Here is a 16,371-nt window from a genome sequence, read left to right as displayed (position 1 = left end):
TTGCTGTGAAAGAACCCGTGCCTTGTGAGAGGTGCGGGTTTTTTATTGGGAGGCAGTTTTAGGGGGAGGGCTGAACTGGCGTCTTCGCGAGCAGGCCAGCCAGGCGCTGCAAACCCTCCGGCCAATTGCCTGCATACCCACCACCCGGTAAAGTGCCGCTCCCCACGTTTTACCTGAGGTAGATCCATGAGCCAGTCCTTTGATATTGCCGTGATCGGCGCCACCGGTACTGTCGGCGAAACCCTCGTCCAGATTCTCGAAGAGCGAGACTTCCCGGTCGGTAACCTGCACCTGCTGGCCAGCAGCGAATCGGCAGGCAGCTCGGTGATGTTCCGCGGCAAAAACGTGCGGGTGCGCGAAGTCGACGAGTTCGATTTCAGCAAAGTCCAGCTGGTGTTTTTCGCTGCCGGTCCGGCGGTGACCCTGAGTTTCGCTCCACGGGCCACGGCGGCTGGCTGTGCGTTGATCGACCTGTCTGGCGCCTTGCCACCCGAACAGGCGCCGCAGGTCGTGCCAGAAGCCAATGCCCAGGTGCTCGCTGGTTTGAGCAAGCCGTTGCAGGTCAGCAGCCCCAGTGCTTCGGCCACGGCCTTGGCGGTCGTGCTGGCGCCGCTGCGCGAATGCCTGGATTTGCAGCGTATCAGCCTGACCGCCAGCCTCGCCGTTTCGGCCCAGGGGCGTGTGGCCGTGAGCGAGTTGGCGCGCCAGACCGCCGAACTGCTCAACGCCCGTCCGCTGGAGCCAAAATTCTTTGATCGGCAGATGGCGTTCAACCTGCTGGCCCAGGTCGGCACCCCGGACGAGCAGGGCCATACGCAGCTGGAAAAGCGCCTGGTCCGCGAGTTGCGCCAGGTGCTGAATCAACCTTTGTTAAAGATTTCCGTCACTTGCATTCAAGCCCCGGTGTTTTTTGGCGATAGCTTTAGCGTGACTGTGCAGTCTGCGAGTCCCATCGACCTGGCCAAGGTCAATGCGGCGTTGGAAACAGCGCCGGGTATCGAGCTGGTGGATGCGGGCGATTACCCGACGGCGGTGGGCGATGCGGTGGGGCAGGATGTGGTCTACGTTGGTCGTGTGCGCGGCGGCATCGACGATCCGGCGGAACTAAATATGTGGCTGACGTCAGATAACGTGCGCAAGGGCGCGGCGCTCAATGCCGTGCAGGTGGCTGAGTTGTTGATAAAAGACTTGCTGTAAAAGATACTTGGCATCAATTTGTCGAATGATTCTAGCTGGGCGCTATGCTTGGTCGGAGTGCTGAAGGCGAACATCCCTCTGGGACTTTCCCGGGGCATGAATGAAATGATCGCGCGCACCGTCGCTTCGGGGCTGCGCGCAATGCCTTACGGCAGCGGCATCAATACCTTCTCGCTGGCCGAGGAATGTTCAAACAAAGGAAGAGGCTATGGTTCAAGTTCGCAAACTGGTGTTAGCAATAGCGGCCGCCTCGGCGCTGTCCTCCGGTATGGCGCAAGCGCTCGGGCTCGGGGAATTGACCCTGAAGTCGACGCCGAACCAGCCTCTGGTCGCCGAGATCCAGCTGCTCGACGTCCAGCAGTTGACCGCTGCCGAAGTCGTGCCGAGCCTGGCCTCGCCCGAAGACTTCGCCAAGGCCGGAGTTGTCCGCCCGACCTTTCTCAGCGATCTGAGCTTCACCCCGGTGATCAACGCCAATGGCAAGAGTGTCCTGCGGGTAACGTCCAGCCGGCCGCTGTCTGAACCGATGGTCAAATTCCTGGTGCAGGTGATGTGGCCCAACGGCCGTCTGCTGCGTGACTACAGCGTATTGCTCGATCCCTCCAAGTTCTCGCCAGAGGCCGCCGACGCCGCCCGGGCGAAACCACCCCAGGTCGTGTCCACGCCGGTCACCGGGGCGACCAAGCCTTCGCAATACACCACTACGCCGCGCGATACCCTGTGGGAAATCGCCGCCAAGGCGCGAAACGGTGGGTCGGTCCAGCAAACCATGTTGGCGATCCAGGCGTTGAACCCGAACGCGTTCATCAACGGCAACATCAACCTGCTCAAGACCGGTCAGGTGCTGCGCCTGCCGGACCCGGTGCAAAGCACTGCATTGCCGCAACCCCAGGCCATCGCTGAAGTGGCTGCGCAGAACGCCGCCTGGCGCTCGGGTCGTCGTGGCGTGGCGGGTGCTGGCAAGCAACAGTTGGATGGCACCAAGCGTGGCCGTGGTGAAGGCGCGCCGGCACAGGCTGCCGGTCGCGATAACTTGAGCCTGGTGTCGGCTGACGCAGCGAAGGCGGGCGGCAAGGGCGCTGCTGGCGATGCCCAGGCGCTCACCAACAAGCTTGCCGTCACCCAGGAAAGCCTCGACTCGGCTCGCCGGGATAACGAGGAGCTGAAAAGCCGCATGGCGGATCTGCAGAGCCAACTGGACAAACTGCAGCGCCTGATCGAGCTGAAGAACAATCAACTGGCCAAAATGCAGGCTGAAGGTGTCGCCATTCCTCCTGCTGGCGAGACACCTGCTGGTGAGGTGCCTCCTGCAATGTCCGCAGAGTTGACCCCTGCGCCAGCGGCGCAGGCCCCGACGACTGCGCCTGCGCCAGAGGCGGCCCCGGAAGCGACGCCGCCTGGCGCCTCCAACGAGCAAAAATACAACGACCTGCTGACCAATCCGATCCTGCTGGGATTGATTGGCGGCGGTGCGCTGCTCCTGGTATTGCTGCTGGTGTTGCTCGCCCGTCGCCGCAAGGCCCAGCAGGAAGCGGAAAAACATTTGCGCATGGCCCGTGCCCTCGAGGAGGAGGCTGACTTCTCCCCGGAGCTCGATCTGCCCCCGAGCAGCTTTGAGGGCATTGAGGTTCCATCGCCTAGCGTAACGCTCGAGCCAAAACCTGCACCCGCTCCTGCGCCAGTACCCAAGCCGGCTCCGGTGGTCGCGCCCGTAGTGGTCACACCGCCTATCGCGGCGCCATTGGTGGCTCCGGCTGCCGATCGTTCCGACGACGTGCTGCCTCAGGCCCAGTCCCATATCGACCGCGGTCGCTTGAACCAGGCTGCCGATCTGCTTGAGCAGGGCATCAAGGCTGAGCCTCAGCGCAGTGATCTGCGCTTGAAGCTGATGGAAGTCTACGGTCAGCAGGGCGACCGCGACGCCTTCGTCGCCCAGGAACGCCAATTGGTGGCCAATGGCGAAAACTTCGCTCAGGTCGAACAGCTGAAAAGCCGTTTCCCGGCCATGGTGGTCGCCACCACCGCAGGCTTGGCCGCCGCGACAGTGGCAGCCGAGCTGGACGCGCAGTACGTCAAGGACCTGCTGGAAGACAAGACGCCGACTGACGAAGAACTGGACAACGCCTTCGACTTGAGCCTGGATGACCTGGAAACGACCCCGGTTGCGCCGCCGCCAGAGCCTGTCGCTGAGCTGGACGCGTTCCCGGAAGACGACGATCTGAGTTTCGAGTCGGTGCTCAAGCAGCAGGCTGAAGCCAACGAAAGCTTGGACGACCTGTCGGAGTTCGACCTGGACCTGGGCGCCGATGCCCCGACTCCGATCCCGGCGCTCGACGATGAAGACTTCCTGCTCGACCTGGACGACGACCTCAAGGGCCTGGAGTTGCCTGCGACTGAAACACCAGCCGTGGCCGACACGCTGGCCGATGATCTTGAGCTACCGGCGGACTTCGATCTGTCCCTGTCTGACGAAATGGACGCGCACGATGCGCCCAAGGATGCCTTCGAGTCAGAGTTGGACGATGTAAACGCCGAACTGGATCGCCTGTCCGACAACTTGGGGCAGCCGACGTTTACCGCCGAAGATGCCTTGGTCGGTGCTGAAGAAGAGCCGGACTTCGACTTCCTTAGCGGTACCGACGAAGTGGCGACCAAGCTCGATCTGGCCCAGGCCTACATCGACATGGGCGACAACGACGGCGCCCGCGACATCCTCGGCGAAGTCCTCAGCGAAGGCGACGCCACTCAGAAGAGCGAAGCGCAGGAAATGTTGTCGCGCCTGGCTTGAGTCAGTGGTTATACAAAAGCGGCAGCCGGTGAGGCTGCCGTTTTTGTTTGTGGCGGGATTTGCGGGTGTTTGGGCTGGCCTCATCGCGAGCAAGCTTGCTCCCACCGCAAATCCCCTGTGGAAGCAAAGCTTGCTCGCGATAGCGCCAGTCCATTCAACACAGGATCACCCGTCGGACTGGCATCCCAAGCCATCGGCCTTATAATGCCCGCCTTTGCGTACCTCAGCAGGCTGTAATTCCTTGGCAAACATAGACAACCCGGCCGCCGAAATGGCGGCTGATGGCTTTTTCCGGATCGCCTTGGGCGTTGAATACAAAGGCTCGCGCTATCGTGGCTGGCAGCGCCAGGCTTCCGGTGTATTGACGGTGCAGGAAACCCTTGAAAAAGCCCTGTCCAAAGTCGCCGACTCGCCCGTGTCGCTGCATTGCGCCGGCCGTACCGATGCTGGCGTGCATGCCTGTGGCCAGGTGGTGCATTTCGACACTCGGGTCGAGCGTTCGATGAAGGCCTGGGTGATGGGTGCCAACATCAACTTACCCCACGACGTCAGCGTCAGTTGGGCCAAGGTGATGCCGGCGCATTTCCATGCACGCTTCAAGGCCATCGCCCGGCGTTATCGCTACGTGATCTACAACGATCAGATCCGCCCGGCGCACCTGAACGAAGAAATCACCTGGAATCACCGCCCGCTGGACGTCGAACGCATGGCCGAGGCCGCGCAATATCTGGTCGGCGTCCATGACTTCAGCGCCTTCCGTGCCGGCCAGTGCCAGGCCAAGTCGCCGATCAAGGAGTTGCATCACCTGCGCGTGACCCGTCATGGCAAGATGATCGTGCTCGATATCCGCGCCAGCGCGTTCCTGCATCACATGGTGCGCAACATTGCCGGCGTGCTGATGACCATTGGTGCTGGCGAACGGCCGGTGGAGTGGATCAAGGAAGTGCTCGACAGTCGTGTCCGTCGCTCCGGTGGCGTCACGGCGCACCCGTTTGGCTTGTACCTGGTACAGGTCGAATATCGCGATGAATTCGAACTGCCGGAGCGTTACGTGGGGCCACATTTCCTCACAGGCTTCTCGGAACTCGACGGCTGACGCTCTGCGCAGCATTTGCTACCATCCGGGACTTTCACGGATTTGCCTGAGGTTTTACCCACCATGCCGGTCGTTCGCAGCAAGATTTGCGGGATCACCCGCGTCGAGGACGCGTTGGCAGCGGTCGAGGCCGGGGCCGACGCCATCGGGCTGGTGTTCTACGCCAAGAGCCCGCGCGCGGTGACGGTGCAGCAGGCGAGGGCGATCCTCCAGGCCTTGCCGCCGTTCGTGACCCCGGTGGGCCTGTTCGTCAATGCCAGTCGTTGCGAGTTGGGCGAAATACTCGATGCGGTGCCGCTGGGCTTGTTGCAGTTCCATGGCGATGAGACCCCAGCCGATTGCGAAGGTTGGCATCGTCCTTACATCAAGGCGTTGCGGGTCAAGGCCGGGGATGACATCGCCACCAGTTGCGCAGCTTTCGCCAGTGCCAGCGGCATTTTGCTGGACACCTATGTGGAAGGCGTTCCCGGAGGGACCGGCGAAGCGTTCGATTGGTCACTGGTGCCCCAGGGCTTGGAGAAACCGATTATCCTGGCCGGTGGCCTGACGGTGGAGAACGTGGCTCAGGCCATTCGCCAGGTTCGCCCTTACGCGGTGGACGTGAGCGGGGGCGTGGAGCAGAGCAAGGGCATCAAGGACCCTGTAAAGATTCGTGCATTCATGGCCGCTGTGCGCAGTAGCCAGTCGTCAATGTGACGGCTGGCAGACTGCCGCCGTCCATACCAGCACTGTACAAAGCAGGCAGGTGCCGCCTCCGGGTGGGCCGATAGCGAAGTGGTAGCCGCCGTGCGGTTGCCGGGATGGCTGAGGAAGGTTGGGTTGCACGCAGGTCATGTTTTGCACTGACCGTGGCGGCCCCTCGACTCGGCGCACAATGAATTTAGCTCAAGGGCATACGCGGGGCCGCGAACCAAAGCGTTCGGGTCGCCGGTACTGGAGAAAGAAAGCATGAGCAACTGGTTGGTAGACAAACTGATCCCTTCGATCATGCGTTCCGAGGTGAAAAAAAGCTCGGTGCCTGAAGGTCTGTGGCACAAGTGTCCATCCTGCGAAGCGGTGCTGTACCGCCCCGAGCTGGAAAAGACCCTGGACGTTTGCCCCAAGTGCAATCACCACATGCGCATCGGTGCGCGTGCCCGTATCGACATTTTCCTCGATGCCGAAGGTCGTGTTGAGCTGGGTGCCGACCTGGAGCCAGTGGATCGCCTGAAATTCCGCGATGGCAAGAAATACAAGGATCGCCTGACCGCAGCCCAGAAGCAGACCGGCGAAAAAGATGCGTTGGTGTCCATGAGTGGCACCCTGCTGGGTATGCCAGTGGTGGTTTCGGCTTTCGAGTTCTCCTTCATGGGCGGTTCCATGGGCGCCATCGTCGGTGAGCGCTTCGTTCGTGCCGCCAACTACGCTTTGGAAAAGCGTTGCCCGATGATCTGCTTCGCCGCTTCCGGCGGTGCGCGGATGCAGGAAGCGCTGATCTCCCTGATGCAAATGGCCAAGACCTCCGCGGTGTTGGCGCGTCTTCGTGAAGAGGGCATTCCGTTCATCTCGGTGCTGACCGATCCGGTCTATGGTGGTGTTTCCGCCAGCCTGGCGATGCTCGGCGACGTGATCGTCGGCGAGCCGAAAGCCCTGATTGGCTTTGCCGGCCCGCGCGTGATTGAGCAGACCGTGCGTGAAAAGTTGCCGGAAGGCTTCCAGCGCAGTGAGTTCCTGCTGGAGCACGGCGCCATCGACATGATCATCCATCGCCAGGAGCTGCGTCCGCGCCTGGGCAATCTGCTGGCTCAACTGACGGGGCTGCCGACGCCGACTTTCGTCGCCGCGCCGATCGAGCCGATCGTGGTTCCGCCGGTGCCTGCCGGGCTATGATTCAACGCACCCTGGGCGATTGGCTTGCCTACCTCGAGCAGTTGCATCCATCGGCCATCGACATGGGGTTGGAGCGCTCGCAAACGGTAGCGTCCCGCATGGGACTCGCCAAGCCGGCGCCCCGGGTCATTACCGTCACCGGCACCAACGGCAAGGGCTCTACCTGCGCCTTCGTGGCTTCGCTGCTGCGGGCCCAGGGGCTGAGCGTCGGTGTCTACAGCTCGCCGCACCTGCTGCGCTACAACGAGCGGGTGCAGGTGAATGGCGTCGAAGCCTCTGACGCCCAGCTGTGCGAAGCCTTTGCTGCCGTGGAAACCGGGCGAGGCGATACAACCCTCACTTATTTCGAGATGGGCACCCTGGCGGCATTCTGGTTGTTCGCCCGTGCCGGTCTCGATGCGGTCGTGCTGGAAGTCGGCCTGGGCGGGCGGCTGGATACGGTCAATCTGGTGGACGCAGACATTGCGCTGGTCACCAGCATTGGCGTGGACCATGCCGATTATCTGGGTGATACCCGCGAATCAGTGGCCTTCGAGAAGGCCGGCATCTTTCGCCAGGGCGCGCCTGCGCTTTGCGGCGATCTCAATCCCCCCCAGCCGTTGTTGGACAAGGTTCGTGAATTGAACTGCCCGTTCTTTCTACGTGGGCGGGATTTCGATCTGGCGATGACCGAGCAGCATTGGCAATGGCGCGGCAGCGACCTGCGGGGCAACCCGGTGGAGTTGCACGACCTGCCCTTGCTGGACCTGCCGATGGAAAACGCCGCGCTGGCGCTCCAGGCCTATCTGTTGCTGGGCTTGCCGTGGGATGCCGGGCAAATCGTCCAGGCGTTGCAGGCGACCCGTGTGGTCGGGCGCCTCGATCGTCGTCAGTTCGATTGGCAAGGCAAGCGTTTGAACCTGTTGCTGGATGTCGGCCATAACCCTCACGCGGCACAGTACCTGGCCGAGCGCCTGGCGCGGCGGCCTGTGGTGGGGCGGCGTCTGGCGGTGTTCGGGCTGCTGTCCGACAAGGATCTGGATGGCGTGGTGGAGGCGTTGGGTGCTAGTGTCCAGCACTGGGCGGTGACGCCACTGGATTCGCCGCGCTCGCGTACAGCGGCGCAGTTGCAGGAAGCCTTGCAGCGCCACGGCGCTTCAGTGCAAACCTACGCTAGCGTGGCCGCCGGGTTGGAAGGGCAGTGCGCCCTGGCGACGGCCGATGATGAAATCCTGCTGTTCGGATCATTTTTTTGTGTTGCCGAGGCCCTTCAATGGTTGGCCCGGCGCTCCACGGAGGAGGCTGCAGATGGCATTGCTGGATAAGGCGTATAAGCAGCGCATGGTTGGGGCCCTGGTGTTGGTGGCCCTGGCGGTGATTTTCCTGCCGATGCTGTTTTCCCGTCAGGACGAGCAACGCCAAGTCACGGTCGACGCGCCAGCCGCGCCCCAGACGCCTTCGGTGCCGCCTGTGCAGGTTGAGCCGGTGGTTGTGCCCGAGCCCCAGGCGTTGCCTCAGGAGCCTGTTCCAAGCGACGAGGAGTTGGCCGAGCTATCGGCGTCGTCGATGCCGATTGCGCCTGCTCCCGCAGCGCCCGCTGCACCGAGCAAGCCATCTGTCGCTCCGGCTCCAGTTCCGGTTCCGGCCGCTCCAGCGGTCAAACCGGCCCCAAGCCAGCCGATTACCGCCGCCACGACCAAGCCGGACACCACGCAAAGGCGCGTGGATGCCAATGGCCTGTCGATCAGTTGGTCGGTGCAACTGGCCAGCCTGACCAGTCGCGAGAGTGCCGAGAATTTGCAGAAAACCCTGCGTAGCCAGGGCTACAATGCCTACATTCGCTCCGTCGATGGCAAGAATCGGGTGTTTGTCGGCCCGTTGATCGAGCGTGCCGAAGCCGACCGCCTGCGTGATCTGCTCAGTCGTCAGCAGAACCTCAAGGGTTTTGTGGTGCGCTTCCAGCCAGAGCGCGGCTGACAGCGATTTAGCTGATTTGAATCGTGCAGCTTACCGACAGCCCTGCGCTCTGCTAAAATGCGCCGCCTTATCCGTCTGTAGGCTGCACCGTGCCATTTACCTGGGTTGACTGGGCGATCGTTGCGATCGTCGCCATCTCCGCATTGATCAGTCTGAGCCGCGGCTTCGTCAAGGAAGCCCTCTCGCTGCTGACCTGGATCATCGCGGGGGTCGTAGCCTGGATGTTTGGTGGTTCGCTGTCCCAGTACCTCGCCGGATACATCGAAACTCCGTCGGCTCGCGTGATCGCGGGCTGTGCCATCTTGTTTATCGCCACCTTGCTGGTTGGCGCAATGATCAATTATCTGATCGGCGAACTGATTCGCGTCACCGGGCTTTCCGGGACGGACCGGTTCCTGGGCATGGCCTTTGGCGCGGCGCGTGGCGCGTTGCTGGTGGTCGTGGCCGTCGGGCTCTTGAGCCTGGGGCCGGTACAGCAGGATACGTGGTGGCAGGAGTCCCGACTCGTGCCACAATTTCTATTGGTCGCAGACTGGTCCAAAAACCTGATCCTGGGTTGGAGCAGTCAGTGGCTTGCCAGCGGTATCAGCGTACCCGCTGAAATACCGTTCAAGGAACACCTCTTGCCGATGGCCAAAACGCCGCAGTAAGTGTTGTTCAGTTCAGATCCATTAAGTAGGGGTTGTGTCGCATGTGTGGCATCGTCGGTATCGTCGGTAAGTCGAACGTCAATCAGGCGCTGTATGACGCGCTAACCGTGCTCCAGCACCGCGGCCAGGACGCTGCCGGTATCGTGACCAGTCATGACGGCCGGTTATTCCTGCGCAAGGACAACGGCCTGGTGCGTGATGTGTTCCATCAGCGCCACATGCAGCGCTTGGTCGGTCACATGGGTATCGGCCACGTGCGCTACCCGACCGCGGGTAGCTCGACGTCGGCTGAAGCCCAGCCGTTCTACGTCAACTCGCCGTACGGCATCACCTTGGCGCACAACGGCAACCTGACCAACGTCGAGCAACTGGCCAAGGAGATCTATGAATCTGACTTGCGCCACGTCAACACCAATTCCGACTCGGAAGTGATGCTCAACGTGTTCGCCCATGAGCTGGCCCAGCGCGGCAAGCTGCAGCCTACGGAAGAAGACGTGTTTGCCGCCGTGACCGACGTGCACAACCGTTGCGTGGGCGGCTATGCGGTAGTAGCGATGATCACCGGCTACGGCATCGTCGGCTTCCGCGATCCCCACGGTATCCGCCCGATCGTGTTCGGCCAGCGCCACACCGACGAAGGCGTCGAATACATGATCGCCTCTGAAAGCGTGTCCCTGGACGTGCTGGGCTTCACCCTGATTCGCGACCTGGCCCCGGGCGAAGCGGTCTACATCACTGAAGACGGCAAGCTGCACACCCGTCAGTGCGCGACCAACCCGTCCTTGACCCCGTGCATCTTCGAACACGTCTACCTGGCGCGTCCGGACTCGATCATCGACGGTGTTTCGGTCTACAAGGCACGCCTGCGCATGGGCGAGAAACTGGCCGACAAGATCCTGCGCGAGCGTCCGGAGCACGATATCGACGTGGTCATCCCGATCCCGGACACCAGTCGTACCTCAGCCCTGGAGCTGGCGAACCACCTGGGTGTCAAGTTCCGCGAAGGTTTCGTGAAGAACCGCTACATTGGCCGGACCTTCATCATGCCGGGCCAGGCTGCACGGAAAAAATCCGTACGCCAGAAGCTCAACGCCATCGAACTGGAGTTCCGCGGCAAGAACGTGATGCTGGTGGATGACTCCATCGTGCGTGGCACCACGTGCAAACAGATCATCCAGATGGCCCGTGAAGCCGGCGCCAAGAACGTGTATTTCTGCTCCGCGGCCCCGGCCGTGCGCTACCCCAACGTCTACGGCATCGACATGCCGAGTGCCCATGAGCTGATCGCTCATAACCGCACCACCCAGGACGTGGCCGACCTGATCGGCGCCGACTGGTTGATCTACCAGGACCTGTCGGACTTGATCGAGGCGGTTGGTGGCGGCAAGATCAAGATTGAACACTTCGATTGCGCGGTATTCGACGGCAAGTACGTCACCGGCGACATCGACGAGGCCTACCTGAACAGGATCGAGAACGCACGTAACGATGCGTCCAAGGCCAAGACTCAGGCGGTCAGTGCGATCATCGATCTGTACAACAATTGATTAACCAACCGGCCCTGAGGGGCCGGTTTGCGTTTAACCCGATTTCAGGAGTGACAGCATGAGTCAGGATTGGGATGCCGGTCGGCTGGACAGCGACCTTGACGGCGTAGCGTTCGATACCCTGGCGGTTCGCGCGGGTCAGCACCGTACACCGGAAGCCGAACACGGTGATCCGCTGTTTTTCACCTCCAGCTACGTGTTCCGTACCGCTGCCGATGCAGCCGCACGGTTTGCCGGCGAAGTGCCGGGCAACGTTTACTCGCGCTACACCAACCCGACCGTGCGGGCTTTCGAGGAGCGCATCGCTGCCCTGGAAGGCGCCGAGCAAGCCGTGGCGACTGCCACCGGGATGGCCGCGATCATGGCCGTGGTGATGAGTCTGTGCAGCGCTGGCGACCACGTGCTGGTGTCGCGCAGCGTCTTCGGCTCGACCATCAGCCTGTTCGAGAAGTACTTCAAGCGCTTTGGCGTGGAGGTCGATTACGTGCCCCTGGCGGACCTGTCCGCTTGGGATGCGGCGATCAAGGCCAATACCAGGCTGCTGTTCGTCGAATCACCTTCCAACCCTCTGGCCGAGCTGGTGGATATCGCCGCGCTGGCGGAAATCGCCCACGCCAAGGGCGCCATGCTGGTGGTCGATAACTGCTTCTGCACCCCGGCGCTGCAACAACCGCTGAAGTTGGGTGCGGACATCGTGGTGCATTCGGCGACCAAGTTCATCGACGGCCAGGGCCGTTGCATGGGTGGCGTGGTGGCCGGTCGTAGCGAGCAGATGAAGGAGGTGGTGGGCTTTTTGCGCACCGCAGGTCCCACCCTCAGCCCGTTCAACGCCTGGGTCTTTCTCAAGGGCCTGGAAACCCTCGGCCTGCGCATGAAAGCCCATTGTGCCAATGCCCAGGCCTTGGCCGAGTGGCTGGAGCAGCAGGGCGGCATCGAAAAAGTGCATTACGCCGGCCTAAAGAGCCATCCGCAACATGACCTGGCCTTGCGTCAGCAGCGTGGGTTCGGCGCGGTGGTGAGCTTTGAGGTCAAGGGGGGCAAGGAGGGCGCCTGGCGCTTCATTGATGCGACCCGGTTGATTTCCATCACCGCCAACCTGGGTGACAGCAAGACCACCATCACCCACCCGAGCACCACGTCCCACGGCCGCCTGTCGCCCCAGGAGCGTGAATCGGCGGGTATTGGTGACAGCCTGATCCGCGTTGCGGTCGGCCTGGAAGACGTCGCCGATCTGCAGGCCGACCTGGCCCGCGGGTTGGCGGCCTTGTGATCGAGCTGGCTACGCCGACGAGCGGCACTCATGGCCGGGTTGCCTTGGTGACGGGCGCCGCACGGGGCATCGGTCTGGGCATTGCCGCCTGGTTGATCTGTGAAGGCTGGCAGGTGGTGCTGACCGACCTGGACCGCGAGCGCGGCTCCAAGGTGGCGAAGACCCTGGGCGACAATGCCTGGTTCATCGCCATGGATGTAGCGGACGAAGCACAGGTCGCCACCGGCATCGCCGAGGTGCTCGGGCAGTTTGGGCGGCTCGACGCGCTGGTGTGTAACGCGGCCATTGCCGACCCGCACAACATCACCCTGGAAAGCCTGGACCTGGCTTATTGGAATCGGGTCCTGGCGGTGAACTTGGGTGGGCCGATGCTGCTGGCCAAGCACTGTGCGCCGTATCTGCGCGCTCACAACGGCGCCATCGTCAACCTGGCCTCCACCCGCGCCGCGCAATCGGAGCCTGACACCGAAGCCTATGCAGCGAGCAAGGGCGGCTTGCTGGCCCTGACTCATGCCCTGGCAATCAGCCTTGGGCCGGAGATCCGGGTCAACGCCGTCAGCCCTGGCTGGATCGACGCGCGCGATCCCGCCCAGCGTCGTGCGCAGCCGCTGACCGACGCCGATCACGCCCAGCATCCAGCGGGCAGGGTCGGCACGGTAGAGGACGTGGCGGCCATGGTCGCCTGGCTGTTGTCGCGCAATGCCGGTTTTGTCACGGGGCAGGAGTTCGTCGTGGACGGCGGCATGACCAAGAAAATGATTTATAAGTGAGTGCGGTGGCGGGTGCTGTTTGAAACTGTTTTGAAAAAACTTCAACCCTGCTATTGACTTAGCTTCGGTACCTGCGTAAATTTCGCGGCCTCAACGAAGCAAAGGGTGATTAGCTCAGCTGGGAGAGCGTCTGCCTTACAAGCAGAATGTCGGCGGTTCGATCCCGTCATCACCCACCATGTTTTACGAGAGTTTTGCGAAAGCAAGACGGAAGCTGTCAAAAGCCTCCACCGACGCGCAGCGGTAGTTCAGTCGGTTAGAATACCGGCCTGTCACGCCGGGGGTCGCGGGTTCGAGTCCCGTCCGCTGCGCCATATTTTCCGAAGCAGGTTCGCCTGGTTCGAGATCAAGATCCAAGGGTTTTGATCAGACGAGTTAACTGGACGCAAGTCCATAGCGATACGCAGCGGTAGTTCAGTCGGTTAGAATACCGGCCTGTCACGCCGGGGGTCGCGGGTTCGAGTCCCGTCCGCTGCGCCATATCTGCTTCGAGGCCCACTGAACGCCTTGAAGCTAAGAAGAAAGCTGAAAAGCTACTTCTAGTCGATAGCAAAAGCCCTGGTCGAAAGACCGGGGTTTTTTGTTTTTGGCGTGCTCACCTTGAAAGGTTGGAACAAGCCCGTGGCGGGGGAGCTTGCTGTGGCGAGGGGATTTAGCGAAGCGTCGCACCGCCCCGCAGGGCTGCGAGCAGCCCTTTGGTGATGGTCCTCAGAACCCCAACTTATCCCGCAACCCGTAGTACCAAGCCCCCATCGCCGCGAACGGCGTACGCAGCAACTGCCCGCCGGGGAAAGGGTAGTGGGGCAGGTCGGCAAACGCATCAAAACGCTCAGCCTGACCTCGCAGCGCCTCGGCTAGGACCTTGCCCGCCAGGTGCGTATACGTCACGCCATGACCGCTGCAGCCCTGGGAATAATAAATGTTATCCCCTAGTCGCCCGACCTGCGGAAGACGCGACAGCGTCAGCAGGAAATTTCCGGTCCAGGCGTAATCAATCTTCACATCCTTGAGCTGAGGGAAGGCCTTGAGCATCTTCGGGCGAATGATCGCTTCAATGTTCGCCGGATCCCTCGCGCCATACACCACGCCGCCGCCGAAGATCAGGCGCTTGTCGCCCGTCAGTCGGTAGTAATCGAGCAGGTAGTTGCAGTCTTCTACGCAATAATCCTGAGGTAGCAGGCGGTGAGCCAACTCGTCCCTCAGCGGTTCGGTAGCAATTACCTGTGTGCCACAAGGCATGGACTTGGCCGCCAACTCCGGTACCAGATTGCCCAGGTAAGCATTGCCCGCCACGATAATGAACTTGGCCCTGACCTTGCCCTGTGACGTATGCACGACCGGGCTGGCGCCGCGCTCGATGCGCACCGCTGGCGATTGCTCATAAATCACCCCGCCCAGCGACTCCACAGCCGCCGCTTCGCCCAGCGCCAGGTTGAGCGGATGAATATGCCCGCCGCTCATGTCCAGCATGCCACCCATATACTCATCGCAAGCCACCACCTCGCGAATACGCCGCTGATCCAGCAGTTCCAGCTGGGTATGCCCGAAGCGCTCCCATAAACGCTTCTGCGACTCCAGGTGGCCCATCTGTTTAGCGGTGAGGGCGGCGAATACGCCGCCGTCCTTCAAATCGCACTGAATCTGATACTTCGCCACCCGCTCACGAATGATCCGCCCGCCTTCAAACGCCATGTTGCCCAGCAACTGCGACTGCTGAGGGCCGACGCTGCGTTCGATCACATCAATATCGCGGCTGTAGCTGTTAACGATCTGCCCGCCGTTGCGACCCGAAGCTCCAAAACCCACCTTCGCCGCCTCAAGCACGGTGACCTTGAAACCGTTCTCCAGCAAAAACAGCGCAGAGGACAGGCCGGTGTAGCCAGCACCGATCACGCACACATCCGTCTCGACGTCATCCTGTAGGGCGGGGCGTGGAGGAGCCGGGTTGGCCGACGCGGCGTAATAGGACGCTGGATAGGATGTGTTCGCCATTCTGCAACCTCTGTTTTATATTTTTTACGAATACAGCGATCCTACCCGAGATAAAAATCGGCCGCCAGCCACCCCCAAATCTTTGTCGCAGTGGCGAAATTAAATATTTTGCATATTCATAGGGTTAGGTGAAAAAAAGGTGTTGACACCCCTCCGGAATTCCGTAGAATGCCGCCTCACAGCAGGCACGTAGCTCAGTTGGTTAGAGCACCACCTTGACATGGTGGGGGTCGTTGGTTCGAGTCCAATCGCGCCTACCAAACAAAATCCGCTCTGCTGGGCGGTCTAGAAGGGCTCACCGAAAGGTGGGCCCTTTTTTGTTGTCGTACATAAGGACATGGTCATGCGGGTTGTCACTTCCGTAACTTTTCTTTCTATAGCACTTGCTGGTTGCTCTGGAATACCTTCAGTTCCATACGAAGAGCCTGCTCAATCAGAGGGAGTGGCGCGTGTTCGCGTTATCACGAACGCTGACGTGTACGGAGATAGCGTCGTTGGCAGTTGTGCTCCTGCTACCCGGCATAAAATGGCTGAAGCCGGACGTTTCGGGCAGGACGGTACAGCGAGCATCAACTATCCGCAGTATCCCCTGAAGTCGGCGAGCGTTGGCGTACCGAAAAGAGTTTGGCCCAGTCTTATCCAGTACATCCCTGCAATTCGGAGGGGGGAAGGGGCTTACAAAGAGGTCGTAACCGAGTATCGCGTTAGGGCGGATCTGCCATTCCAAATTGCAACCCGTGGCGCGACCATTGCGGGCAACGGCAACTCTTACCGGACCTGTGGTGGCCAGGCGCTCGTTTACAAGCTGGAACCTGGGAAAGACTACGAAGCGGTGGTAGGGGTGGATGGCAGACCAAGCAAAGATGGCGAGCCAGCGCTAATTTGCATGTTGGCGGTTCTCGAACTTACCACTTTGCCTGGCACTTCGATTGTGATTCCCCAAAAGCTGACGCATGCCGCGGCTCCGCAGGTGGTCTGCAAAAACTAATAAGCACAGCCCGCCGTCGAGCGGGTTTTGCGTCTAGCGGAAACGAGAAAGCCCCGATTTTGATCGGGGCTTTCTCGTTGTGGCGAATAAAGACGGCGACTTCGGGAAAAGGGGACAGATTTGAATGGCACTTACTTAACCTTCTTCGGGTGACCATTCTTCCTGACCTCGGCCCTGGCTGATCGACGTGTTTTCATCAGCATGGGATAAGGCTTGGGTCTTCGTTTTATCGCGCGCGGCTCAATCCT

13 protein-coding genes and 4 tRNA genes are annotated in these 16,371 nt (G+C 61.3%); 16 read left to right on the top strand and 1 reads right to left on the bottom strand.

Features of this window, described 5'->3' with window-relative positions:
• Positions 1–186 precede the first annotated feature (186 nt).
• The 14 genes from AACY31_RS18110 (at position 187) to AACY31_RS18045 (ending at position 13,623) form a co-directional block, all read left to right on the top strand.
• Positions 187–1,197, top strand: a complete 1,011-nt coding sequence (locus tag AACY31_RS18110) for an aspartate-semialdehyde dehydrogenase (RefSeq protein ID WP_339492896.1) — start codon at positions 187–189, stop codon at positions 1,195–1,197.
• A 208-nt stretch (positions 1,198–1,405) separates the two neighbouring features.
• Positions 1,406–3,985 (top strand): FimV/HubP family polar landmark protein, encoded by a 2,580-nt coding sequence (locus tag AACY31_RS18105; RefSeq protein WP_339504921.1) that lies wholly within the window; start codon positions 1,406–1,408, stop codon positions 3,983–3,985.
• 271 nt (positions 3,986–4,256) lie between these two features.
• Complete coding sequence (gene truA / locus AACY31_RS18100) at positions 4,257–5,081, top strand: tRNA pseudouridine(38-40) synthase TruA (protein ID WP_339504943.1); 825 nt, start codon at positions 4,257–4,259, stop codon at positions 5,079–5,081.
• Between the two features lie 63 nt (positions 5,082–5,144).
• Positions 5,145–5,777, top strand: coding sequence for a phosphoribosylanthranilate isomerase (locus AACY31_RS18095; RefSeq protein ID WP_339492894.1), 633 nt, complete (start codon positions 5,145–5,147; stop codon positions 5,775–5,777).
• A 252-nt stretch (positions 5,778–6,029) separates the two neighbouring features.
• Entirely contained in the window at positions 6,030–6,950 is a 921-nt protein-coding gene (gene accD / locus AACY31_RS18090) for an acetyl-CoA carboxylase, carboxyltransferase subunit beta (RefSeq protein ID WP_339483457.1), read from the top strand.
• Positions 6,947–8,254 (top strand): bifunctional tetrahydrofolate synthase/dihydrofolate synthase, encoded by a 1,308-nt coding sequence (gene folC, locus AACY31_RS18085; protein WP_339504918.1) that lies wholly within the window; start codon positions 6,947–6,949, stop codon positions 8,252–8,254. The genes accD and folC overlap by 4 nt, the downstream gene beginning before the upstream one ends.
• A complete protein-coding gene (locus tag AACY31_RS18080) occupies positions 8,238–8,906 on the top strand; it encodes an SPOR domain-containing protein (RefSeq protein WP_339504915.1) in 669 nt (222 codons plus the stop codon). The genes folC and AACY31_RS18080 overlap by 17 nt, the downstream gene beginning before the upstream one ends.
• A gap of 89 nt (positions 8,907–8,995) precedes the next feature.
• A complete protein-coding gene (locus AACY31_RS18075) occupies positions 8,996–9,556 on the top strand; it encodes a CvpA family protein (RefSeq protein WP_003179770.1) in 561 nt (186 codons plus the stop codon).
• A 41-nt stretch (positions 9,557–9,597) separates the two neighbouring features.
• Positions 9,598–11,103 (top strand): amidophosphoribosyltransferase, encoded by a 1,506-nt coding sequence (gene purF, locus AACY31_RS18070; RefSeq protein ID WP_339483451.1) that lies wholly within the window; start codon positions 9,598–9,600, stop codon positions 11,101–11,103.
• 58 nt (positions 11,104–11,161) lie between these two features.
• A complete protein-coding gene (locus AACY31_RS18065) occupies positions 11,162–12,373 on the top strand; it encodes an O-succinylhomoserine sulfhydrylase (RefSeq protein WP_339483449.1) in 1,212 nt (403 codons plus the stop codon).
• Entirely contained in the window at positions 12,370–13,143 is a 774-nt protein-coding gene (locus AACY31_RS18060; RefSeq protein ID WP_339483447.1) for an SDR family oxidoreductase, read from the top strand. The genes AACY31_RS18065 and AACY31_RS18060 overlap by 4 nt, the downstream gene beginning before the upstream one ends.
• 103 nt (positions 13,144–13,246) lie before the next feature.
• A tRNA-Val gene (locus tag AACY31_RS18055) sits at positions 13,247–13,322 on the top strand.
• Between the two features lie 58 nt (positions 13,323–13,380).
• Positions 13,381–13,457: transfer RNA gene (locus AACY31_RS18050), tRNA-Asp, on the top strand.
• 89 nt (positions 13,458–13,546) lie between these two features.
• A tRNA-Asp gene (locus AACY31_RS18045) sits at positions 13,547–13,623 on the top strand.
• Positions 13,624–13,851: 228 nt separating this feature from the next.
• Here the strand turns inward: AACY31_RS18045 and AACY31_RS18040 are convergent.
• A complete protein-coding gene (locus tag AACY31_RS18040) occupies positions 13,852–15,135 on the bottom strand; it encodes an NAD(P)/FAD-dependent oxidoreductase (protein WP_339483445.1) in 1,284 nt (427 codons plus the stop codon).
• Positions 15,136–15,318: 183 nt separating this feature from the next.
• Between AACY31_RS18040 and AACY31_RS18035 the strand changes: the two genes are divergently transcribed.
• Positions 15,319–15,395, top strand: a tRNA-Val gene (locus tag AACY31_RS18035).
• 83 nt (positions 15,396–15,478) lie between these two features.
• Entirely contained in the window at positions 15,479–16,123 is a 645-nt protein-coding gene (locus AACY31_RS18030; RefSeq protein ID WP_339483444.1) for a hypothetical protein, read from the top strand.
• The last annotated feature ends 248 nt before the right edge of the window (positions 16,124–16,371 follow it).

The sequence above is a fragment of the Pseudomonas sp. RL_105y_Pfl2_101 genome, from assembly GCF_963970585.1.
Lineage (GTDB): Bacteria > Pseudomonadota > Gammaproteobacteria > Pseudomonadales > Pseudomonadaceae > Aquipseudomonas.
The sequence above is the reverse complement of the archived record's forward strand: the minus strand, read 5'-3'. Positions and strand labels throughout refer to the sequence as shown.